Source organism: Paenibacillus sp. Soil787 (assembly GCF_001429545.1).
Taxonomy (GTDB): domain Bacteria; phylum Bacillota; class Bacilli; order Paenibacillales; family NBRC-103111; genus Paenibacillus_E.
The window spans coordinates 106,308-130,226 of sequence record NZ_LMSP01000007.1; the positions used below are offsets into that span (position 1 = coordinate 106,308).

Annotated in this window: 20 protein-coding genes and 2 pseudogenes; 4 read left to right on the plus strand and 18 right to left on the minus strand. The window is 48.0% G+C overall.

The annotated features are described in order from the left end of the window. Positions 1-7: 7 nt before the first annotated feature. Positions 8-1,753 carry an ABC transporter ATP-binding protein gene (locus ASG93_RS09900; protein WP_056831351.1) on the minus strand — a complete coding sequence of 582 codons (1,746 nt, stop codon included), beginning with the start codon at positions 1,751-1,753 and terminating at the stop codon, positions 8-10. Positions 1,754-2,504: 751 nt separating this feature from the next. Between ASG93_RS09900 and ASG93_RS34970 the strand changes: the two genes are divergently transcribed. Further along, complete coding sequence (locus ASG93_RS34970) at positions 2,505-2,681, plus strand: hypothetical protein (protein ID WP_156410855.1); 177 nt, start codon at positions 2,505-2,507, stop codon at positions 2,679-2,681. 461 nt (positions 2,682-3,142) lie between these two features. Here ASG93_RS34970 and ASG93_RS09905 read toward each other — a convergent pair whose 3' ends face one another. From ASG93_RS09905 to ASG93_RS09915, 3 genes are all read right to left on the minus strand, one after another. After that, positions 3,143-3,631, minus strand: a complete 489-nt coding sequence (locus ASG93_RS09905) for a DUF2231 domain-containing protein (RefSeq protein WP_056831353.1) — start codon at positions 3,629-3,631, stop codon at positions 3,143-3,145. Between the two features lie 170 nt (positions 3,632-3,801). Further along, positions 3,802-4,641, minus strand: a complete 840-nt coding sequence (locus ASG93_RS09910; RefSeq protein WP_056831355.1) for a M56 family metallopeptidase — start codon at positions 4,639-4,641, stop codon at positions 3,802-3,804. A gap of 2 nt (positions 4,642-4,643) precedes the next feature. After that, positions 4,644-5,060, minus strand: coding sequence for a BlaI/MecI/CopY family transcriptional regulator (locus ASG93_RS09915; protein ID WP_056831357.1), 417 nt, complete (start codon positions 5,058-5,060; stop codon positions 4,644-4,646). Positions 5,061-5,223: 163 nt separating this feature from the next. Here ASG93_RS09915 and ASG93_RS09920 point away from each other — a divergent pair, with 163 nt between their 5' ends. Then, positions 5,224-5,997 carry a pirin family protein gene (locus ASG93_RS09920; RefSeq protein ID WP_056831359.1) on the plus strand — a complete coding sequence of 258 codons (774 nt, stop codon included), beginning with the start codon at positions 5,224-5,226 and terminating at the stop codon, positions 5,995-5,997. A gap of 52 nt (positions 5,998-6,049) precedes the next feature. On the opposite strand, the gene ASG93_RS09925 is transcribed toward ASG93_RS09920, so the two are convergent. The 7 genes and pseudogenes from ASG93_RS09925 to ASG93_RS09950 all read right to left on the minus strand — a co-directional run bounded on the left by ASG93_RS09925 (position 6,050) and on the right by ASG93_RS09950 (position 14,424). Further along, positions 6,050-6,304, minus strand: a complete 255-nt coding sequence (locus ASG93_RS09925) for a hypothetical protein (protein ID WP_047684987.1) — start codon at positions 6,302-6,304, stop codon at positions 6,050-6,052. 59 nt (positions 6,305-6,363) lie between these two features. After that, on the minus strand, positions 6,364-6,831 hold the full coding sequence (locus ASG93_RS09930) for a VanZ family protein (protein ID WP_063891831.1): 468 nt from the start codon (positions 6,829-6,831) through the stop codon (positions 6,364-6,366). 97 nt (positions 6,832-6,928) lie between these two features. Then, positions 6,929-9,439: a trypsin-like peptidase domain-containing protein gene (locus tag ASG93_RS09935; protein WP_056831361.1), complete on the minus strand. Its 2,511-nt coding sequence runs from the start codon at positions 9,437-9,439 to the stop codon at positions 6,929-6,931. Positions 9,440-9,561: 122 nt separating this feature from the next. Next, positions 9,562-9,669, minus strand: a pseudogene (locus ASG93_RS34035) (formate dehydrogenase accessory sulfurtransferase FdhD); the annotation flags it as partial. Between the two features lie 6 nt (positions 9,670-9,675). Continuing rightward, positions 9,676-12,030 carry an FdhF/YdeP family oxidoreductase gene (locus ASG93_RS09940; protein WP_056831364.1) on the minus strand — a complete coding sequence of 785 codons (2,355 nt, stop codon included), beginning with the start codon at positions 12,028-12,030 and terminating at the stop codon, positions 9,676-9,678. 726 nt (positions 12,031-12,756) lie between these two features. Then, the gene (locus tag ASG93_RS09945) at positions 12,757-13,116 is read right to left on the minus strand and encodes a DUF2294 domain-containing protein (RefSeq protein ID WP_056831366.1); all 360 of its coding nucleotides are present in this window, start codon (positions 13,114-13,116) and stop codon (positions 12,757-12,759) included. 474 nt (positions 13,117-13,590) lie between these two features. Beyond that, positions 13,591-14,424, minus strand: coding sequence for a DUF72 domain-containing protein (locus ASG93_RS09950; protein WP_056831368.1), 834 nt, complete (start codon positions 14,422-14,424; stop codon positions 13,591-13,593). Positions 14,425-14,748: 324 nt separating this feature from the next. Here ASG93_RS09950 and ASG93_RS09955 point away from each other — a divergent pair. Then, positions 14,749-15,825 (plus strand): annotated as a pseudogene (locus tag ASG93_RS09955) (winged helix DNA-binding domain-containing protein). Positions 15,826-15,831: 6 nt separating this feature from the next. Here the strand turns inward: ASG93_RS09955 and ASG93_RS09960 are convergent. The 7 genes from ASG93_RS09960 to ASG93_RS09980 all read right to left on the minus strand — a co-directional run bounded on the left by ASG93_RS09960 (position 15,832) and on the right by ASG93_RS09980 (position 22,592). Then, entirely contained in the window at positions 15,832-16,398 is a 567-nt protein-coding gene (locus ASG93_RS09960; protein WP_056831370.1) for a DM13 domain-containing protein, read from the minus strand. 617 nt (positions 16,399-17,015) lie between these two features. Next, positions 17,016-17,159, minus strand: a complete 144-nt coding sequence (locus ASG93_RS34975; RefSeq protein ID WP_156410856.1) for a hypothetical protein — start codon at positions 17,157-17,159, stop codon at positions 17,016-17,018. A 30-nt stretch (positions 17,160-17,189) separates the two neighbouring features. Beyond that, complete coding sequence (locus ASG93_RS09965) at positions 17,190-17,933, minus strand: hypothetical protein (protein WP_056831372.1); 744 nt, start codon at positions 17,931-17,933, stop codon at positions 17,190-17,192. Positions 17,934-18,001: 68 nt separating this feature from the next. Further along, entirely contained in the window at positions 18,002-19,414 is a 1,413-nt protein-coding gene (locus tag ASG93_RS09970; protein ID WP_056831374.1) for a sensor histidine kinase, read from the minus strand. Further along, on the minus strand, positions 19,408-20,112 hold the full coding sequence (locus ASG93_RS09975) for a response regulator transcription factor (protein WP_056831376.1): 705 nt from the start codon (positions 20,110-20,112) through the stop codon (positions 19,408-19,410). Before ASG93_RS09975 ends, ASG93_RS09970 begins: the two co-directional genes overlap by 7 nt. A 164-nt stretch (positions 20,113-20,276) precedes the next feature. Continuing rightward, positions 20,277-20,468 (minus strand): MBL fold metallo-hydrolase, encoded by a 192-nt coding sequence (locus ASG93_RS37145; protein WP_414858856.1) that lies wholly within the window; start codon positions 20,466-20,468, stop codon positions 20,277-20,279. A gap of 459 nt (positions 20,469-20,927) precedes the next feature. Beyond that, on the minus strand, positions 20,928-22,592 hold the full coding sequence (locus ASG93_RS09980; protein ID WP_056831378.1) for a glutamine--tRNA ligase/YqeY domain fusion protein: 1,665 nt from the start codon (positions 22,590-22,592) through the stop codon (positions 20,928-20,930). A gap of 84 nt (positions 22,593-22,676) precedes the next feature. On the opposite strand from ASG93_RS09980, the gene ASG93_RS09985 reads away from it, so the two are divergent. After that, positions 22,677-23,906, plus strand: a complete 1,230-nt coding sequence (locus tag ASG93_RS09985) for an aminopeptidase (RefSeq protein ID WP_056831380.1) — start codon at positions 22,677-22,679, stop codon at positions 23,904-23,906. Positions 23,907-23,919 lie beyond the last annotated feature (13 nt).

Here is a 23,919-nt window from a genome sequence, read left to right on the forward strand (position 1 = left end):
CTATTGACTAAACCTTCGTCTGTTCTTCTAACTGCTGACGGTCATACTGCTCTTTATACCACCCGCCGAGCGCGACAAGCTGCTCATGCGTGCCTTCTTCCACGATATAACCTTCATCTAGCACAAGAATCCAATCCGCATGCTGAACAGCAGAGAGTCGGTGCGTCGTGATGAGTGTCGTTTTGCCGGCTCGTTCCGACCGGATACCGCGAATGATTTCAGCCTCTGTTTTGGCATCCACCGCAGAAAGCGCGTCATCCAGCATGAGAATTTCGGGGTTTACATAAAGCGCCCGCGCTATCGAAACGCGCTGCTTCTGACCGCCGGATAAGGCGACGCCTTTTTCACCTACCAACGTTTGAAGGCCATCTGGTAAGAACTCCACATCCTTGCGGAACGCGGCAAGCTCTAGCGCCTGTAACAGCTCCTCCTCCGTTCCTTGGCCGCGTCCGAGCATGATGTTCTCTTTCACCGTTTTGGAGAAAAGAACCGGCTCTTGCGGTACGTAACCAATCCAGCCATGCAGCGTGTCGATGGTTAACTTCTCGATCGGCATTTCCGAAATAACAATCGCACCTTGACCTATTGGATACTCTCTTAGCAGCTGTTTAAGCAGCGTTGTTTTTCCGCTTCCGGTACGTCCTACAATACCGAGCGTCTGCCCACGCTGCAGGTGGAAATTAATATTCACCAAGTTATCAATAGAAGAGGAAGGATAGCGGAACGTTACTCCTTTAAAATTTATCGAGTTCGGCAGCAGCAGCGTCGTCGCATTTGGATCCTCTTTTACATCCGGCTTGTAACCAAGCGTTTCATTCACCCGATCGAGGGAGGCGTTCCCGCGCTGCATAATGTTCATTAACTCGCCAATGGCGAACATCGGCCAGATCAGCATGCCAAGGAATGTATTGAAGGACACGAGCTCTCCGAGCGTCAATTCACTATGAAACACCAAATATCCGCCGTAACATAATCCGATTAAATAGGAAATGCCCACTAGGATTTTGACCGTTGGTTCAAAAAGGGCGTCGATCACGGCTACCGCGATATTTTTGCGATATACATCGTCTGTCATTGTTTTGAAGCTTTGTTCACTGGCTTTCTCTTGTACAAAAGCGCGGATAACGCGAACACCGGCTATCGTCTCCAACACCCGATCGTTCATTTCTCCAAAGGCATTCTGAGCGAGCAAGAATCTCTCGTGGATACGCCCCCCATAGATCGTAATCGCAACGGCCATAATGGGCAGCGGGATAATCGAAGCGAGAGTCAGCTTCCAGCTAATGAAGAATCCCATCATGCTTAAGATGGTAAGCATAAATAACGTCGAGTCTACGAAGGTCAAAATCCCAAAGCCCGCTGTCGTCGACACCGCTTGCAGGTCATTCGTTGCTCTCGCCATCAGGTCTCCCGTGCGGTTGCGCTCATAGAAGGTAGGCGTCATCCGCAGCAGCTGTCTCATTAACCGAGATCTAAGAATACGTTCCAGCACGAAAGCGCCGCCAAATAGCTGATACAGCCAGACGTAGGATAACCCGTACCCAGCTACAATTAACGCCCCCCAAAATGCGAGCAATTGGATCAATTTGCTCCCCGTCAAAGTTCCCATGTGTATACCGTCAATCGCGTAGCCAATCAATTTCGGAGGAATTACATCAATGATTCCAACAATAATAAGCAGTCCAATGGCGATCGTGTAACGAATCCAATTCATGCGGAAAAACCAAGCTAACTTTTTTAATACCGTAAACATGTAATGATGTCACTCCTCTCAAATGGCGCTGTCCAAAATGACCTAAATCCACACAAAAAAGGCACACCGCACGCAGCGATATGCCTTCTATGAAACAGAAAAGCGCTCGTTACGAACTTCTTCGTAACCCGCGCTTTTAAATAGCGTATGTGAAGAGGCGGCAGGTAGCCGAACAAGCACAAATCACGCGCTTCCGGCTAACATTCGGGTTACCAAATATGAAATTGTATGGTTTTTATCTGTAAATCTGCGATGGGTAATTGGATCCATAACCATATCAATCATTTGAAACCCTCCTTTAGTGTTGTTGTAAGAAAACTTGCATCGAACGTAATTTCTTTTCCAAAAGTTGTATGTTCTTGCTTACAGAGGTGATCTTACCATCCTTGACGAGTCTGTGTCAATCGGAGAAAAAGACTATAAATAAACTATCTTACCTCGTTATTTCGGATGAATTTACTCGCCTTTTAACCCCTTTGAATTGTCACACATGTTTCAAAATATGGCAGCATATCCATAGTATATAGGTTCATAGCGCATAGGGCCAACGCTTACCAAGGATAAACGACTCCGTCGTCTTTCAGGGACGAGCGCGTTTATCAAGGTAGAGTGCGAAGCAAAAGTATAAAATTTATACTTTCTGCCCTGAAAATTAAAAATTTTCATTCATCAGTGGTGCAGCAACGCGGCATGGAAGTCTTATCTACGAAGATAGCTTTCCTACGGAAAGCTTTAAGGGGAGTGGATGTGCATGGTCGATCAAGTGTTTGCTCTGATGGGTTGGATTGTCGCTTTTGGAGTTGTTATTGGGGGCGTCATCGCAGGCATCGCCCGCTTTGTCGAAAGAGACTCGACAAAATACGATATGATATTTTTGTGGGAGCATCGTTATACGCTGGAGGAGCTGGAGTTGGTTCGGGACAAGTAGCTTTGGCCTATAATTGGGAAGAACCTTTCACTTCATTCGGGCYYCGAGACCGCCTTTTCTGCCTTCTCAGGACGCAAACCTGCTTACTCGTCTTCTTTCAGCAGCTGAGAGGTCCTATTCAGACGTCTCACGCTACTTACTCGTCTTCTTTCAGCAGCTGAGAGGTCCTATTCAGACGTCTCACGCTACTGTTCGCTCCATTCGGGCCTCGAGACAGCCTTTTCTGCCTTCTCAGGACGTAAAACCTGCTTACACGCCTTCTCTCAGCAGCTGAGAGGTCTTTTTCAGACGTCTCGCGCCACTTTAGCTGCATTCGAGCCCCCGAGAGTCTACGACCAAAGATCCCTGTATTAGGTTTTATCGCCAATATGAAAGCGATTTTCGTAAACCGAAAACTTATACTTATGTGGTCACAAAAAAGGGCTATCCAAGGCTGCAAGCCTTTGGATAACCCTTTTTCATTATTTCGCTGGTGCTGCTGTAGCTGCTGGTGCAGTGGATGCTGCTGGAGATGCTCCTGGTGATGCAGCGGGAACAGCCGTCTTAGCTGGAACCGGTTTATGTACCATTTGACCGCCAAGGTGTCCTGTGTAGCCAACGAGGATAACTGCCGCGAGCGAACCAATCAAGTAGATAGGGTTACGACCTATTTCTTTCTTTTTCCAGATCAGTAAGCCAACACGCACAACCGCTAACATGATAGACAAAGACATCGTTAATTTCGCATAAAACTCATGCGGAACCACTAGTGGATTACGCCATGGGGATGGGCCTGTTAGGACACTTGCGATAGCCCCGAGCGCGCCCACAACTAGGCAAAGCATACCAGCGGAGTGCCATTCACGTTTTTTCGCGATTATGGCGATTAAGTCAAAAATAAAGCTAAAAACAAGAAGCGCGATCGGTACATGTGTTGCGATGTAGTGCAAATTTTTCAAAATATAATCCATTAATCTCTCTCCCCCATTTTAAAAAGCTACATAATTTTCCACACTACAAAGTGTAGTTTTGGATATCCGAAAAGTCAAGACTTTTCTGCAGTTTTTGTCGAAGCCCGTCAACTTTCCTGACATGGGCTCCGACTGCTAAATGTGAACCATTCGTTTCAGGGTATCCAATCTTAGATAAGTCCCACAAGTAAAATAATTGTTAAGAGCGAAATGATCAGCCGCGCAAGGGGCCATTTAAACGAGATTTTCATCTGTGGATCGAGAATATGCATGATGCGTACATTCATTGATGTTTCGGCGAATGAGGCGTGAGATAAGGATACATGTGGTGTTGGTGCTTGTTTGAGTAGTTTGAGGAGAGCACTGCCTAAATGTGTGGACTGTTTCATTTGTGTAATGGCATATTTGTCTGCCCTAAGTTCAATCATGATGGGGTATTTATCAGCCATCCAAGCGAATATTGGAATGTACCACATCGATTTGGATATCATCGAAAGCAGGAAGATCGCGAGTGGATCTCTGTGCCTCATATGGCACTTCTCATGCTCGATAACAGCGAGCAGCTCGTTAGGTTCCAGCATGTCCATAAGTCCGGATGATAGGATCATCCGCGGCTTCCACAGCCCTATCGTCATCGCGATGGGAGCTTTGTAAGAAATGATCTGGAACTGATCTTCACTAAGCTGAAATTGTTCGCGGTATTGCTCTGATAGATGAGGGTCTTGATACATCTCAACGAGCTTCATCGCTTTGAAGGAGCCAAGGAAATGCCGAACCGATATCCACAGAATTGCACCAAACGAATAGAGAATAAGAGCGTTCACTACATGCCACGCAATGGGTGCAGGTACATGAAGATCTTTGAATAAAATGACACATAAATCAAATATATTATACAACGATTTCCATTTAAAAATAAACTGGAGTACATAGAGTAACATTTGTCCTAAAATTGCCCCCGATATGGCGAGTGACGCAGTATACAACCATTTAAACCGTTTTTCCATCATCGTTATCGATCCTTTTTGATGTCTTTAATTTTTTGCTCCAGCTGGTCGAGCAGATCGGGGTCTACTTTATCAAGCGCATCCACCATATGGGTGACCGCCAAAGAACCGAATTCTTCGATAAGATCAAAAGTAAGCTCTTTGGATTGGGCTTCCATGAACTCATCTCTTGAAACAACAGGTTTGTACTTAAACGATCTTACAACGGATTTTTTTTGCAAAATTCCTTTGTCTACCAAGCGATTCATAACAGTCATGACGGTATTAAAATTAATGATTTTAGCTTGATCTAACTTCTGTTGGACATCTTTAATCGTCATTTCAAGGGAGTTGGTCCAGAGAATTTCCATAATTTTTGCTTCTAAGGGGCCGAAAAAGCGATTAAGTCCGCTTCCTTTATATTTAAAGTTTTGCATTTTCATTATAGGCACACTCCTTACATAGAAATTGTAGTTCGGGGTAGATGCGAAGTCAAGATCTACCCAAGTTTGGTAAGCTATAAGGTTTTGACAGCCGGATAAAAAAGATTTATAATACTTACATATAGTAAGTAATTAAATATTTTATAGCAAAGGAGCTGTTACAATGAACATCCAAGTATTTCCAGCTGAGCAACAGGGCGTTGGCGCATTTGACGGAGGCAAATTCCTGGAACAACGAGCCATCAGCTTTCCGGGTGAGAAAACGGCCGTTGACCGCGTCGGTTCCTTATTCTACTGGGCATGGGGCAAAGCTTCCGAGGTGTCTGAGATCGGTATGCATCCTCATAAAGCGTTCGAAATTGTCACTTACGTCATCGATGGTCTCGTAGAGCACCAAGATTCCCTAGGTTCCTTGGAAACAGTGACAAATGGCGGTGCGCAAGTCATTCAAGCCGGTTCCGGTGTCTATCACGCGGAGGCGTTCCGCAGAGCGGGCAGCGAGGGGATGCAAATCTGGTTCGAGCCGCACCTTAGTCAGACCGTGAAAAAGCCTGCCGCTTACCATCAATACGAGCATGAGAAATTCCCAACCCGCCATAACGGTGGAGCAAAGCTGAAAACCGTAATCGGCGGGGATTCTCCCATTAAGCTGGATACGGACGTTAACATGTACGATTGGAGCCTTGAGCCTGATTCTGAGTTCAGCTATACACTTACACCAAGCCGCCCGCTAGCCTTTCTCGTTATTCGAGGGCAAGGTACAAGTGAGATCGCCGCGGAGGAGCTTCAAACATGGTCCCACAAAGACTTCGCAATCGTCCAAGCTTCCGAGGAAGGTGAAGTTCTTCATCTGAAAGCTGATAGCGATCAAGGCCTGCGCATCATTGCTATTGAGGTGCCGGAGGATCCCGGCTATCCGTTATATCATAAAAATTAAGCAGTAGAAACGCAAAAGCCCCGATCCTTTGCAGGAAACGGGGCTTTTGGCATTATTGGATATTCTGGAGCCTAGCTTTCTCATCGTTCAATGATTGAACAGCTTGCTGCAAAGCTGGCGAATCAGAATGATTCGATGCCTGCTCCAGCGCTCTTTCCGCATGAGTAATTGAATTCTGAGCCTCTTCCTTCGTCTGAGGTGTTGGATGAGACATCGCACGAGAAACGGCTGCATGGACATTTTCTACCGAGTTTTGCGCTGAGGATATCGGATTCTGTGATTGTAGACTTGAATCAGGCTGTGTCATGGTGATTAAACTCCTCCTCTGGGGTTAATTCGTTACACCCGCTATGTTGAGGCATTTGCTCACATTTTATACCTTCTATTTGATTCTCTACCTGCAAGGCTTCGTCCAACAGCCGCGAAAAGAACAAAGGATATACTAGCGCCAAGCACATTCAGTATCACGTCATCGACATCGCAGCTGCCTACTCGCAGCAGCATTTGCAGCAATTCCAAGCCTATAAGAGGACATCCGAAGTACAGAAGGAATGTACCGTAACGCATTGCGGAGCGAAATAAATAAGGCAACAAAAAACCATAAGGAGTGAAAACACCAATGTTGCCAAACAAATTAATGATCCAAGTCCGGCTAGAAAACGAATCGGCATGCAGCACATACATACCAATCGTTCGAAAAGGAACGACGTTGTAAGCAAGTTGACCTGTAGTGTGCATATGCCGCCCGAAGCCTAGAAACATCCAATACAACAAACAACTCGTAAAGCCTATGAACAGCAGCCAGATGAGCGATCGAACAACCTTAATTTTCATGATTCGTATCCCCTTTAGTGAAGTCATCAAAGGTTTAAAACAAGAAACCTCCCTTCAGCCCTGATGACCGATGAGAGGTTCCTCAATTAGTTCAGCTTTATTTTTTCACGCCGTCCAAAAATTTGAACGACTCAAAAGCTTTATTGAGTCGAGCCAGATTGGCTTCAGTGCGGACAGCGTCATCCATACGTAGGGTAGCTGTGTAAGAAATATTATTTCGATTGAAAATGTAGATCGTTTCCTTGTACGGAATCTTGGCGCTTGCATAGCTGACCTCATACTTCTTGGCTTTCACATCACCAAAAAGCGAGATTTCCGCATCTGTGAACGTATAATCATTATCGTTATCATGACTCTTCTTCTGAGCGGCATCTTCCTTTTTAACCATCTCTTCGTAAGTCGTTTTCGTTTCTGCTCCAACGCTCAAGTACCCGCCTGTGAAAAGGAACGTCTTATTCACTTGATCTTTATTATCGTACGCCTTGCTGCCGGTCCAGATCTCTGGAATTTGCAGCGCGTATTTGAATTTCTCGTTTTTGTAAGCAACTGTATGATTGGGATCCATGAGTTCATCCAGATCCTGAATGAAGCCAAGCTCTTGATCCATGCTGTCTTTGTCCACCTTGATCGTAGCAGTTAATGTTTTTAGAAGATCTTCAATCGCTGCCCCGTCTTCCTCTTTCGGATAGTTCACATCCACCTCGTATTTATACTTATCCTTCATAAAAAAGAGGGAGAAGCCTGCGTTCCACTTACTGCCTAACGTACTTGCATAAGTTACCTTCAGAGCAGGTGATCCGGCTAAAGTTAGCTCTTCAGCTTCTTCCATATTGCGGTATTTGGGTACATAGGAATCTTCAAACTGCTTACGCTGACGATCCACCCACGCTCCTAGTGTATCACCGGATGAGACTGAGGTTACGCCGACATGAAGCGTCTGGGAATAGTCATCATTAAAGAAGGTGGAACTGCTCTCATACCCGCTTTGCTGCCAATTGGAGGGCAGATCAAAGGATAAGCCATACTCGTTCGTGTAAGATGTATTGCCACCAGAGTAGACTGAAATGTCTTTAAGCGACTCATCCTTATCATTAAAGGAAAGCTTAAAGCTATCCAACAGATCGTTGTAGCTATTTTGCTTAAAATTGTTATTGTAATGCTCTTTCGATACGAATAAATGCACGGTATATAAACTGCCATCGTGAAGGTATCCACGCGTCTGGATATAGCCTTCATTCCCAGAACGACCAACAATTTTAGCATAGGGATTACCTTCACGCTTCACATACTGACGTTCCAAAATGGTCGAATCCGCGCCGGAATAATCGTTCTCATCATTGCCTGCCAAACTGTTCAGAAGCGCTGAAGGTGACAACTCGTCGCTTACATTGCTTTCTACTTTAATCATTAGGGAGAAATCCCCCTTGGCATCCACGAAACTGACGGAGTCGCCATCATCGGACTGATGACCTTTCACTAAGCCCGCGGGGTATTTCATGGACCATCCGTAGTGGCTGTCGCCGATTTTCGTTTTGCCGCGGTCCGCATCCAAGTAAGAACCCTCAGCGTCCTGCGTACTTTTCGTTGCCTGTTGCTGCGTTTCTCCGAGTGTAACCGACTTCGATTTGGTAGCATTATTAGATTGAATGGTTATATCAATCGTGTCACTCGGCAAATACTTCTTAATCGCCTCATTGTAATCCACCAGCGTCTTCACTTTACTTGCACCGATCGATACGAGTAGATCATCTTGCTGAATGCCAGCCCCTGCCGCTGGTGAATCGGGATCTACGTATGCAACTCTTAAGCCCGTAGAACTCGGTAAACCAACAACCGCTTCCCAACTTTCTTCCAGCTCCAGACCGAGATAAGGGCGTTTTACTTTGCCATAAAGCTGAAAATGCTTTAATACATATTTGACGGTATCCACTGGAATCGCGAACCCAAGATTTTCGACGCCGATATCCGCATATTTCATCGTATTAATACCAATGACTTCGCCGTTCATGTTGATCAAAGCGCCCCCGCTGTTACCAGGATTAATGGCCGCATCCGTTTGAATAAGCTGATATTGCGAGTTCACAGAGCGGTCAAGCCCGCTGACAATCCCAACAGTGACGGAATTTCTTAGGGCAAAAGAAATCGGAGTCCCGATTGCCGCAACGGTTTCGCCCACTTTAATATCGGAGGAAGAGGCGAATTTCGCGGGCGATAAGCCGGTGGCATCGATTTTGACCAAGGCCAAATCGCTCTCCTCATCGATATTCGTTGCACGTCCATTATAAGTTGTACCGTTCGACGTAACGACGACGATATTCTTCATATCTTTAACCACATGCGCATTCGTCACGATGACACCGTTCGATTCCACAATGACACCCGTGCCGTGCGCGAGATTAAAACGGTTCTTGTCTAAGGACTTATCCGAATCAGATGAAGGCTTCCCAATTATAGCTACTACAGAAGGTGATGTCTTCTCAATGACCTTCGGAACCTCAGCATTCACTTCGGCTGCATAAGATGGTGCGGGACCCTGCAGAGAGACAAGTAAGAAGGCTGCTAGCAGAACTGTGATTCCTTTTTTCGTAAATGTATTCCAATTCCCCATTGTTGTGTTCCTCTCTTAACAAAAGATGGCAATAGCTAGAATCTAGCACAATTAAGATAGAGAAACAATACAAATTTTTCCACAAAAAGGGGACATTGTCGACATTCCATTATGTATTCGGGCTACGAATACACCGATAATTGATCCCTGCGGATGAAGCCAACAACCGTAATCCCTAGATCCTGAGCCAAGCGAAGTGCCAGATCTGTCGGGGCAGATTTCGACAAAAGGAAGCTTCACTCCACTTCTGTCTCCAGCTCTTGAATCCGTTTCTCAACGTAGCGTGTATCCTTATGAGCGTGGTAGGTTTCTGCCTTCTCTACAATGACTGCCGTGTTATACTCCGGGATGCCTGCATACTGCTCATACACGCCTTTGGGAATCAGGGAGTTGCCTTCAGGCCAATGCACCTCAATGTTGCCTGGTTTTACGTCGGCACGCTTAACCCTTCCGTGCATGCTGCCGTAGCTGTTGTAGATGACGATCGCTTCACCATCGTTTAAAGATAGAGCACTGGCGTCTTGAGGGTGGATCAAAACATCATATCGATCTGCTTCATTGAATGGATCGATGTCGCTGTAGATCATCGAATTGAACTGCTTGCCGCGGCGCGTCGTCACCGCGAAATGCCCTTCGGGCTTCCGCAGCTCCGGAAGCTCAATCGGCAGCAGCGCGCCGCGGCCGTCCGGCGTCGGACAGACGCCGTCCTCGCACAGCCACGCGCCGCCGTATTGAAACACATCACCGCGCTCACGCAGGTGCTGGGTGCCGTCATAGTTCGGCGCGGCGAGAGCAATTTCCGCGCGGATGGCTTCTGCGCTGCCGCAGCCCAGCTGCTCGGCGGCACCCGGCTTCACGCGGCGGGCGAGATCGACATAGATTGCCCACTCCGCGCGGGCTTCGCCGATCCGGGGGCCGGCGATCTCGGGCGAGAAGTACACCATCCGCTCCGTGGAGGTGGACGTGCCCCCTCCGGGCTGCTCGTAGCGCGTCATCGCGGGCAGCACCACCACAGCCTCCCGCGCATCAAGCAGCGTGGAGGTGTTCAGGATGATGTCCTGGTGGACACGGACATCGATGCTTGTAAGGGCTTCGCGGACGAATGCCGGGTCCGGCATCGTCTCGAGGAAGTTGCCGCCGGATGTGTAGAACATCCGGAGCTTCCGCTCCTGCTCCTCGGGCAGGAGCGCGTTCTCGAGGGTGACACCGACGATGTCACCCTGCCATTTCGGCAGCTCGAACCCCCAGAGCTGCTCGATTCTTACGCGGTCGGCGGCGCTGGCGATTTCGCCGCCCGGCAGGCTGAAGGGATCGGCGCCCATTTCGCCGGATCCCTGCACGCCGCTATGGCCGCGGATGGGCATCAGCCCACAGTGCTCGCGGCCGAGGAATCCCCGCAGGAGGGCGAGATTCGCCACCTGCGAGATGTTGTCCGTGCCGAAGCGGTGCTGTGTGAGCCCCATGCTCCACACGAAAACCGCGCTCTTGGCACGCGCCAGCAGCTCCGCGAACTCGCGCATGCGTTCGCGGGTCAGGCCGGACGACTGCTCAAGCGTCGTCCATTCCTGCTGCGCCACGTGGCCGCGCAGCTCCTCTAGTCCGTTCGTGTGCGCCTGCACGAACGCATGGTCAATCGCGGAGCCAGGCTCGCGCTCCTCCATCTCGAACCACACCTTCATGACGCCGTTCATGAAGCCGATATCCCCGCCGATGTTCACTTGATACACATCGTCAGCCAGCTTTGTCCCGAATAACGCCGATTCGGGAATCGAAGGAATCCAGTACTGCTCCATGGACGGCTCGTAGTACGGGTTAATGACAATGATCTTCGTCCCTTTGCGCTTGGCCGCGTACATATACTTCGTCGAGACCGGCTGATTATTCGCGGCCACGCTGCCCCAGAACACAAGGACGTCCGTGCCGATCCAGTCCTTGTAATTGCACGTCGACGCGCCCACGCCAACGGAGCGCTTAAGTGCCGTCTTCGACGGGGAGTGGCAAATACGCGAGGCGTTGTCGATGTTGTTCGTACCGAGCAACCTTGCCACCTTCGCTGCCACATAGTACGACTCGTTCGTAATCCCCCGAGCTGTCAAATAAAAAGCCATCTGCTTCGGATCAATCGTACGCATCTTTCCTGCGATCATGTCCAGCGCCTCATCCCATGTGGCTCGACTGAATTTCCGCTCCCCATGGCGGCGGATGAGCGGATAAGGGATACGCCCAAGCTGTCTGAGCTCGGTGCTGCTCATGCGGCTCAGCTCCTCAATGTCTGCATGCAGCAGCTCCTCGCGAATCGCCGGCATCGTATTCAAACGCAGCACATTCAGCCGCGTTGTACACAGATGCGGCCCCGCCAGCGTTTGGTCGTAAAGCCCTGATACGCCTAGCGCGCAGCCATCGCACACCCCTTGCGTCAGAATGCGATACGCATAGGGCAGATTATCGCGATTTTGCCAGGCGATTTTTGCCGTTTCGCGAATATGCTGCGGCTTTATTTTCCCAAGTCCGAATGGCACCTTGCTGACCCACAGCTTTGGATCTGGTTTAGCGGGCAGCTTGATTGGCCCTGTATGCTTCGTTTTCCCCATCTTAAAAACGCTCCTTTGATTTAACTTTTTATCTCTTCCACTCTTTTGCTTTTGCTTTCGTATCTGCTACTGTTCTCACTCGCACTCTTACTCTTACTCTTACTCTTACTCTATGTATTCTTGCACCTTCATACCAAAGAACAACTCACTAATAACACCCCTCACACTCCACTATAGCCACTATCCCTTTGGCTCAGAAGTCCTCGAGCTACTTCCACAATTCCTTCTCGCTCAGCTACCTATCACTATCACCTCTCCCTACTCCGTACATCAAGCAGCTGCCCTAACATCACCCCAGCAAGCAAAAAACCACCGCAAAACAATCCCCAGACCTCCTCTCATCAGAGGAAGCCTAAGTCATGTCTCACAGTGGTTAGTCTCCGGCAGGTTCGCTACCAAGTGCCAAGCACCTTTACCTATGTATATGCTGCTATTTGAGCTGTTATTTATTGAAACTCGTAGAAATTCTCTTACTTAATGGCTTTCACTTGAACCGCAGCTGCATAAAGTGCAGCAAACTGGGCTTAAATTCCTAGATTCAGTGAATTTGATGCATTTCCTACAGCTAATCTAGCACGATACATGCAAAAACGTCAAAAGCAGCTAATTTTACTGCACAATTTGCAGTTTTTTCCGATTTCACCGCTATTTTAACCGAAAATAGATGCACTTTTCACATCATCTCATTGCGAAGCCAGGTTTCGGGTTATCGGGTTGCCAACATCCCTACCTACAAAACTTCTTTTCTAAATCCTGATCAAAAACGAACACAGACATCCCCTCATCCAGCTCAATATCGATATCGACGAATAGCTTAACGAACTTCGCGCCAAGCAGCTCCTCCATCTCGACAGGGGGGTGATCCTTATAAATCTCTTTCACCATTTCCGTGCGAGCCGTGCGGAGCATTTGCCTGCCATCGCCGGTTTTCGCTATAAACTTTTCTACGGGAGAGAGGTTTCCTGCCATTTCGCATATCGCCCAGCACTTACAGAAGGTCGTCATCACGCGCTCCGGCCCCTTGCCCATATGCTTTTTGCGATAAGCTTTCACCAGGTTACTAAATTCGGCCTCCATTCGGTTCATTGGCCAGCCACCTTTATATGTACTGCTTCAATCATAGCAAGAAAGCGTATACCTGACAACCGAACCGCTAGACTCATTTATGAGAAAACCTCTATCGAGGCCTTTCGAAGATGAGCGACCGCGTTTAAATGTAAGTTTTATCGCCAATAAGAAAGCGGTTTTCGGGAACCGAAAACTTATACTTTCTTATGTGGTAAAAAAAGACCAACCTTCATTTAAAGGCTGGTGCTTTAGCATTCCATTTCGTAGTCTGTGACTCAATCGTTATCCTCTTCATCCCATTTGCGGGAGTAAGCTTTCTTCGTTACCCAGAATGTCAAACCCACGATGATCAAAAGGGCAATAATACCTAAGATGATGGCACCAACCATTGTCTAACTCTCCTCTTTTGCTAATACTTAGCCCGAATTCATTATAACCCTTACTATAGCCCGAAAATCTGTAAGTACGCAACGAAAACCCCCTTTTCGATTGCTAAAACAAATCCAACTGCCTTGGTCCGAGCCCTTCATATTCTAAACCGAGCAGACCCATCAATTCCTTGGCATTACCTGCGGCATGTCCGCCTGAATTGTTATTGAAGATCACACATACCTCTCGCGTTTGCCGCTCGAGCTCTTGCAGCCAAGTCTTCCACTCCAGAAGTTCCTGCTGATTGTAATGGTATAAGTACCGTACGTCGCGCCAGTTCGCCTCGTTGTTTTGCACCCAACCGCCAACATTGCGGCCGTGGAACCGAACCATCGTCATCTCAGGATGTGTAACCTCCAGCACGGTCGGCACCGAACCAATCCCTGCCTGCGGCTCATCACAGATGCTGTGCATCCAACCCTCTCGCCGCATAAAGGTGAGCGTTTTGTCGCGCATTTCCTCCGTAAACCAGCTCTGATGGCGGAATTCCAGCGCTACGGGTACATCGCCCATCTTCTCTTTAGCATTTCGCAGCACATCCACATTCGTCTTGTTGCAATCAAACCATGGCGGGTACTGAAACAGAACAGCTTTAAGCTTCCCCGCTTCTTGAACAGGTCGGATCGACTGGAGGAAAACCTCAAACATTTGCTCCATCCCTCCGGCAAAAGGGTTCTCTCCCCGCAGATGACCCGTCATTCCTTGGTATGCCTTAATAATGAAACCAAAGCGTTCTGGCGTCTCTTGGTTCCATTTAATATAATTACGCTCTGGTTGGATCGCGTAAAAAGAGGTATCCACTTCCACAATCAGAAAGTGTGCGCCATACTCCCGCAGCTTCCCTTTGCTGCCGCCTAACTCATGGTCGCCCCATCCGGCTAGACCGATGTTGATCATGTCCTTCACCTCTCGGCTATTCGTTCGTTATTCCCATTGTAGCGTGCTGATGCTAACGGAAACAACTTGTCTGGTTTTAAAACGTACATTCCTCCCTGACATTACGTTGTCAGCAAATTGTTATATAGTGGAATTAATATAGCAAATGATCGTTCAAACCATAGGGGGCATGTACACATGTCGTTAATAAATTCTTCAGATGAGGGCTGCGCTAAAATGGACATTGCTAAACCCGACATGTCCAGCTGTGCCAGCCCTATCCTCAGTAAGCGTGCCTTAAACCGAGCACTACTAGCTCGGCAATTGCTCCTCAAGCGCTCGGACATGCCTGTCCACCAGGCAGCCCAGCACCTCGTCGGCTTGCAGGCGCAAGCTCCTAACCCACCTTACGTGGCGTTGTGGACTAGACTGCAGAACTTTCGTCATGAGGAGCTGTCTCGGCTCATCATGGACAGAAGCATCGTACGCATCGCTCTCATGCGCTCGACGATCCACCTCGTCACGGCCGAAGACTGCCTGACACTTCGCCCCGTCCTGCAGTCCGTGCAGGACCGCGCCTTAAAGGGCACGTTCGGCAAGAAGCTTGCCGAACTGGATCTAGACGCGCTCGCCGCCGCCGGGCGAGCGCTCTTGGAGGCGCAGCCGCTCACCTTCAGTGAGCTCGGCAAGCGCCTCCAAGAGCAGTGGCCGCAGAGCGATGCCACTGCTCTCGCTCAAGCGGTGCGCTGCAGCCTACCGCTTGTCCAGGTGCCGCCCCGCGGCATCTGGGGCGCCAGCGGGCAGGCCGCCCACACTACAGCAGAGGCTTGGCTCGGCCGCCCGCTGCCACAAGGGCAAGACCCCGAAGCCATGCTGCTGCGCTACCTGGCGGCCTTCGGACCTGCATCCGTCAAGGATATGCAGGTCTGGTCCGGGCTTACTCGGCTGCGCGAGGTGGTCGAGCGGCTGCGCCCAAGTCTGCTCTCCTTCCGCGACAAGCAAGGAAACGAGCTGTTCGACCTGCCGGACGCTCCTCGGCCGGACCCTTTAGCCCCAGCTACGCCACGTTTCTTGTAGGAGTTCGATAATATGCTCCTTTCCTACGACGATCGCACCCGCACCATGCGCGATGAAGATAAGCATCTGGTGTTCACGGACAATGGCATCATCCGGGCCACGTTGATTGTCGATGGTTTTGTTCGCGGCAGTTGGTCCATCACACAGAAGCGCAAATCGGCTGTTTTGACCATCAACTTATTCGAGCCCTTATCCCAGGTTGATCACGCAGAGGTTGCCGAGGAAGCGGAGCGCTTGTTGATTTCATCGCCCCTGATGCCGATACGCGAGATATTCTCTTTCAATAAAAAATCCCGAGGCCACCCTCGGGTTTTTTTTATTGAAAGAGAACTATGGTTTTGTTGAGGTCCACTAGCTTTTCTTAAGCTCTGAATAGCCAAAGTCCACACTAAATTGCTTGCAATAGATAACAACTTTACTATAGACGCTAAGGTCTGTATCCGGAGGAAGCTCATAGTTCTGATTTCCAATGTTGCCTTTTAGTTTACCCAGATTAATGCCTTCACCTGTTTTACCACCAGGCTTAGCCAAGAATAAGTGTAAATCCGGTCCATTCGTCGCATCCAGATCTTCGAGCCGAAGAATCGTCGTATCCCCATTCACGAGCGTAATGACCTTCCCCTTCGCATGGTGACCTGGCTCCCCATCAACAAAGGCTCCCTCAAACACGGCAGCAGTCTGCTTGGCTGTCTCCTTATCCGCAACCGGCATGGCCGGAGTTTTGTTCTCCATCTCGCCAGTTTCTTTGCCCTTATCAGCTGTCATTTCGATTCCTTGCTCGATTTGGGATGCCATGGGCAGAGCTTCATTTATTTTCTTATCAATAAACAAAGGCTTTAGAAGCCACCATCCTACAACCAGCAGAACGATACCTAATCCAACTGCCGTAATTTTCAAAGTCGTTTGCATCTTTCTCATACCAACCACCTCATTCCTTATTTGCTTTTAAGCTCTACTATCACCATAACGTAAATTTCTTAAGAAAGTCTTACGAAATCCCTACAAAATCAAGTTAGCCTCCCCGTCTCAGCCCCAGCCTTAATGCCCGAATATAACTAGCCAACTTTTTGCTTCCGCTACCTCGTAATGCCATCTGGATATACAGATGGCGCTGTCATTTTTAGGTTGATAGCACTTAACAATGTTCGATCCTAGCAGTGTTGTATTTTGTACAACAATCGGCTGGCTATTCCGCGTAATTCCTGCGATTGTTGTACAAAATACAGCATTTGCTCTCAAAAGTGGCTCTATTTGATGAAATGAAGCTAAATTGTTGCACGAAATACAACAACTACTTGCTTGGTGAAAAGAACCCCCGAAATTGTTGTACGTTGTACAACTTTAGCCTATTTAGCCCCAAAAAACTGACAGATTGAAAACAAAATCAATTACAAAGTTAAAATTCTGTGCCGCAACGCGGCATGGAAGTCTTATCTACTCAAAAAAAACAAACCCCGAGACCGCCCTCGAGGTTTTTTCCTATCCTTATCCTTATCCTTTTCCTCAATTTCCCTTACTTTTCTATTACTTTTCTATTACTTTTCCTTTACTTTTCTCTTAATTTTCCTTACTTTTCTCTTAATTTTCCTTACTTTTCCCTGCTTTTCCTTACTTTTCCTTACTTTTTTCTTAATTCCCTTACTTTTCCTTAATTCCCTTACTTCCCTTTCTTTCACCATACACTCTAAGCGCTTCTCCCGCACTCCACCCTACTTCTGCGCCTGCTTCTCCCATTTCGCTTTCAGCGCACTCTCTATTTCAGCAAATACCTGCTCGGTGGTCTTACCTTCTGTGGAGATACCTAATTTAGCAGCTCTTTTATTCACTGCTTCTGCCCTTTTACCTTCTTTACCCGCCTTCAAAGCAGCGCGTATTTCTTTGGCAGTCTTGCCTTCCGTGGCAATACCCGCTTTTGTTGCTTTTTCTTGCAGTTTCGCCAAAGCGGCCGCTTGTAGCTCTGTTCTAATCTCTTTATTTGTTTTTCCATCGGTGGTTACACCGAGCTTAGCCGCTTTTTCTTGTAGATTCTTCAAAGCTGCCGCTTTAAGCGCAGCTCTTAGCTCCTTATTCGTCTTCCCATCCGTGCTTATACCTAGCTTGGTTGCCTTCTCTTTCAGCTTCACTTGAACAGCCGCTTCAATATCAGCTTTCAGCTGTTCCGCTGTTTTGCCGTCTGTGCTAATACCCAGCTTCGCTGCTGCTTTTTTCAATTGCTCTGTATGTTTGGCTGCACTTAAAGCTTTAAGCTCCGCTTTGATCTGCTCAGTCGTTTTGCCGTCTGTTGATATGCCAAAAATTTGCGCCTTATCCAGTAGCAGCTGCTTGACTGGCTTAGCGGACTTGCTTGTTGGCGCTGCAGTAGACGCCCCCTGCGTGTTCTCAGCAAAAGCAGCCATCGGAACAGACAATACAATCGCTCCTACCAACGCAAGACCTGTTAATTTTTTCAACATAAGTATCGCTCCTCGATTCGTTTATGGTTATGTTTACCTTACGAACCCTATCTTACCGAATAGTTATGTCATAAGTTTGTCATGCGGCGAATCATTGGGGACTGCAAATATATTTTAAATACCGTACCCATTTGAGGTTGAGATTCCACTCGAATCGAACCGCCATGAGCTTCTACGATGTGTTTACTGATGGTCAAACCGAGGCCTGCGCCTGAGCGGTTGCGGCTTTCGTCGGTTTTATAGAAACGATCGAATAGATGCGGCAGTTTCTCTGGCGCGATACCCAGGCCCTTATCCCACACCTCGATCCAGCGTTCATTCTTGACTACTTTTACTCGAATACCCGCCGATGACCCCTCAGGAATATGGTTGATGGCATTGTCCAGCAAATTGATAAACACCTGCCTCAAGCGGTCAGCATCCGCATAAACCGAGTAAGGCCCCTCCGCCTCTGAGCTCAATTCGATCTGCTTTGCTTTGGCTTTCATCTTGAGTTGGGTAACCACCAGCCCTATTAAGTCAGGGACATCGACATCCTGGAGGTTTAATTTGACCTGCTTCTCCTCAAAAGAAGACAGTTCCATCAAATCATCAACCAAATGGCTCAGCCGCAGGGTCTCCTGAAGAGAAACTTGGATGAATTCTTTCGCATCCTCAGGCTCAACAACGCCATCCGTTATCCCTTGCAGGGAAGCTCGAATGGTCGTCAACGGCGTCCGCAGCTCATGGGAAATTTCGGATAGGAATCGCTTGCGTCCCTCTTCTACCTTCTGCAGTTTACCGGCCATGCGATTCAGAGATCCTGACAGCGAGGCGATTTCGTCCTTGCCTCTAACGGGTACCCTCCCGCTGAAATCCCCCAAGGCCAAAGCCTCTGCGGTTTTGCTCATGAGCTGGATCGGCTTCATAAAATGTCTGGAAACGAAATACAGCATAGCAATCGCAAGTAACGCAACCGTTAATGCAGATAGGAATATCGCTCGATTGATACCATTGATCGTATCTTGAATATTAATAATTGGAGTATATAAGAAAATCCCGCCAATAACGCGGTTCTCCTGTATCACTGGCCGCCCGACAATGAGCATATTCACCGTACTATTTTGAGTAAAATTGCTTCGCACCGTCACTTGATTACCCGACAGCACTTTATCCACCCATTCCTTACGGGCTGGGGCCTCGCCCACCGACTGAATCTTATCCAGATTTGCTCTGGGATGCTTGATAACGGCAACGTGAACGTTCGACGTTTTCTCGATGGCGTTAATCTGCTTACGGAAATCCTTCGGCTGTGTCGAGTTATCGAACAAATCCTTGGCTAGTTCACCCACTTGCTCCACCTTCTCTAGCAGGAGCTTCTCACTGCGTTCATAGGTTTTCTGTTTCATCGTATAGCCAATGGTTCCTGAAATCGCAAGAATCGACACAACAGTAATCGAAATATAAATAAATAATAGCTTGCGGTAAAAGGAGTTCAGCATGCTCCAGGCCCCTCAAACTTATACCCGACGCCCCATACGGTACGGATGCTCCAATCCTCTTTCCTCTGCGTCAAAGCCGATAGCTTTTGCCTCAAACGTTTAATATATAAATCCACGACGCGGTCTTCGCCCTCGAAATCCCAACCCCATATCTTGGCGATCAGGTCCTCCCGGGTAAATACTTGATTCGGGTTTCGTACGAAAAACAGCAGCAGCTCATACTCTTTCTTGGGCAAAGCAACGAGCTGCCCTTCTACAGTCACGTCATGGGACAGGCTATCCACTCGCAAACTGCCCACTTCATATAGATGAGCAGGCGCAGCAGCTTCAGTACGGAGCAGCGTCCTACGGAGAATCGTGGTCACACGAGCAACCAGCTCATTCGGGTCAAAAGGCTTCACTAGATAATCATCGGCGCCCATCTGCAAACCTTCAATTCGCTCATCCACGTGACCTCTAGCCGTCAGCATGAGGATGGGCACATCGCTCTTCGCACGAATTTTCTGGCAGACCTCCCAGCCATCGCGTTTGGGCATCATAATATCGAGTACAATGAAGTCTGGGTGCAGCTCATCAAACTGAGTCAGCGCCTGCTCACCGTCATTTGCGGTTACCACCTTATAGCCGTTTTTTTCCAAATACAACTTCGTAATCCGGCAAATATTAAGATCATCATCTACCACCAATACGGATGTCACACGGCACTCTCCTTAAAAAATAAGATATATCGTTTATATTACTGGATATTTGTGAAAAAAATTTGTTTTTTTAAAACTTCCCACTAGCGTTGCATAAAATTATACACGGCTTCACTAAAGCTACATTGAAACCCCGTAGTCTAATAAAAATAAAGACGTGCCTCTTAAAGCAATTCTGACACGCTCCCGTAATGGTCAATGTCTTGATGGGTTTCGATAATCGAGCGCAGCCACTCTATCGGTAAACCCGCTTGCGAAATCTCCAATATAATTGATGCCCCCATGCCCGGCATGCCGGCATCGATGAGCGCAGCGCTAGCGTTACGCTTCTCACATCTATGAGAGGGAACGTCGATTCGCTAATTTGGAGAAAAATGCTCTAATTCAAGTCTAAGCGGAACGATGATGCGTTATTTCGGTGTTTTTGATTAGAAATCGGTTAAATTGATCAAATAGAGCACTCACGTTCCGCATATTCAATTTAAAGCGCTTATTTCCCAAATTAGCGCATTGTAGTTCCCTTTGATTTGTCCGCTCCCTGCGTTTATTGTTTATTCTATCGTGTCCAAGTTAATACCGAGATTACCATATCTACCAAGGATAAACGACTCCGTCGTCCTTCAGGACGAGCGCGTTTGTCAAGGTAGATGCGAAGCAAAAGTATAAAACTTATACTTTTTGCCCTGAAAATTAAAAATTTTCATTCATCAGTGGTGCCGCAACGCGGCATGGAAGTCTAATCTACGCAACAAAAAATCCTAGTTTTCACTAGGATTTCCTGTCTCATCTTTTATTTGGACTCAAGGAGCCCAATCTTACACTTCAAAAGAGCTTTTCAACGAGACAATCAGGTTAAACACCAGTCGGTCGCTTGTTGTATGTTTCGGATCTACATTGAAATAGCCGTGGCGGAAAAATTGGAACTTATCATGCGGCTGCGCTTGCTTCATATTGTCTTCCACGAAACCTTGCACGATTTGCAGCGAGTTCGGATTCAAGTTCTCCAAGAACGAAGCATCCTCGTTCTCTTCGTTATCGAGAATCAACGGCTCATACAAGCGGAACTCCGCAGGTAAAGCACTCTTCGCATCCACCCAGTGGATCGTTCCTTTGACTTTACGGCCGGTGAAGCCGCTGCCGCTTTTCGTTTCCACGTCATAGGTGCAGTGCAGCTCAACCACTTTGCCGTTTTCATCTTTGATGAAATCATTGCATTTAATGAAGTATGCGTTTTTCAAACGCACTTCGTTGCCGGGAAATAACCGAAAATATTTGTTCGGCGGATTTTCCATGAAATCGTCTTGCTCGATGTAGATCTCGCGCGAGAATGGAATTTGGCGATTGCCCATCTCCGGATTCTCTGCGTTGTTCTCCATATCCAGCATTTCGACTTGATCCTCAGGATAGTTCGTAATCACGACTTTGAGCGGATTCAGAACTCCCATCGTACGCAGCGCCTTCAATTTCAAGTCCTCACGGATGAAATGATCCAGCATCTTCGCATCGACAACGCTGTAGCTGCGAGCTACGCCGATTTCGCGAGCAAAATTGCGAATCGATTCAGCCGTAAAGCCTCTGCGGCGCAGACCGGAGATGGTGGGCATCCGCGGATCGTCCCAACCGTCAACGGCTTTCTCGTCGACAAGCTGTTTCAGCTTTCTTTTACTCATCACCGTATTCGTCAGGTTAAGGCGTGCAAATTCATACTGTCTAGGCACATTCGGCATCTCACACTCACGAACAACCCAATCGTAGAACGGGCGTTGGTCTTCGAACTCGAGCGTACAGATGGAATGCGTAACACCTTCAATTGCATCTTCCAGTGGATGCGCGAAAGCGTACATCGGGTAGATGCACCAAGCATCTCCCGTATTATGGTGATGAGCATGCAAGACACGGTAGATAATGGGATCGCGGAGGTTGATGTTCGGCGAAGACATATCGATCTTAGCACGAAGAACACGCTCTCCATCTTTGAATTCACCGGCACGCATACGCTCAAACAAAGCGAGGTTCTCTTCGATACTGCGTTCGCGGTAAGGGCTGTTCGTACCCGGTTGTGTAAGCGTCCCGCGGGTTTCACGGATTTCATCCGCTGATTGATCGTCCACAAAAGCTAATCCTTTGTTGATCAATACCACAGCACGTTTGTACATTTCCTCAAAATAATCCGATGCAAAGAACAAGCCGTCCCACTGAAAACCGAGCCATTCCACATCAGCTTTAATGGATTCTACATATTCCGTATCTTCCTTAACCGGATTCGTATCATCGAAGCGAAGGTTTGTTAACCCTTTGAATTCATCCGCAAGCTCAAAATTAAGACAGATCGACTTCGCATGTCCTATATGAAGGTAACCGTTCGGCTCCGGGGGAAATCGGGTGATTACCTGACTAACTTTGCCTGATTTCAGATCTTCGTTTACAATATTCTTAATGAAATTGGATGGAGTACTTAGTACCGCGCTCTTCGTTTCCATTTGTTACCAGCCTTTCTCCCGCGGGATAAAGTTTTATTACCTATCATACACTAAATGTTACTAGAATATAAAGGAGCCAGCGAGATGGAGACATTCGAACATTACCTAGATAAATATGCCGAGCTTGCCATACGTGTAGGATTAAACGTACAAAAGGACCAAACCGTCGTCATCATGACGCCGATTGCCTGTGTTGACTTCGTACGCATGCTAACGAAAAAAGCTTACGACGCAGGCGCCAAAGATGTCGTCATCGACTGGGACGACGATGAAGTAAAGGCGCTGCGCATCAAGCACGCCCCGGAATCCACGCTGCGCGAGTATCCCATGTGGCGAGCAAACGGCCTGGAAGAGATGGCGAAAGAAGGTGCCGCCTTCCTCCAAATCTACGCGCCTAATTCTGATTTACTCAAAGATGTAGACCCCGAGCGGATCGCCATCGCCAGCAAAACTACGGCAACTGCGCGTGAGGGGTTCTTGAAATATCTGCGCAGCAACCAGGTGAACTGGCTGATGGTCTCCTTCCCGACTGCGGAATGGTCGGCTAAAGTATTCCCGGATTTAAGCGAAGCCGAACGCATCAAGAAGCTGTGGGAGCAGATTTTCAAACTAACACGCGTGGATAAAGCAGATCCTGTTGCTGCATGGAAACAGCATATCGAGACGCTGACTGAAAAACAGAACTTACTGAACAATAAAAAGTACAAGCAACTTCATTTCAAAGCTCCTGGTACAGATTTATTCATAGAGCTAGCCCCTAAGCATCAATGGGTTGCCGCAGGGAGCGAGTCAGAGCGGGGCATTTTCTTCGTGCCGAACATCCCAACAGAAGAAGTCTTTACGATGCCTGCACGAAATGGCACGAACGGAACGGTTCGAAGTACCTTGCCACTGAGTTATCAAGGTTCCCTAATCGATGGCTTCAGCCTGAAATTCGAAAATGGCCGAGTTGTCGAAGCGACAGCTGAGGTGGGTCAAGAAGTGCTGAATAAGATGCTGGACATGGATGAGGGCGCTCGTTACTTGGGTGAAGTGGCACTCGTGCCATATGACTCCCCCATTTCACAGTCGGGCCTCATTTACTACAACACTTTATTCGACGAAAATGCTTCCTGTCACGTAGCGCTCGGTAATTCATATCCGTTCACGATTGAAGGCGGAACGACGATGAGCCCCGAAGAGCTAGTTCAGAATGGCTACAATAAAAGTTTAATCCACGTTGACTTTATGATCGGCGCAGCCAGCATGGAGATCGATGGCATTCTTGCAGATGGAAGCCGCGAGCCTTTGTTCCGCCAAGGTAACTGGGCATAAGAACGGCAAGCTG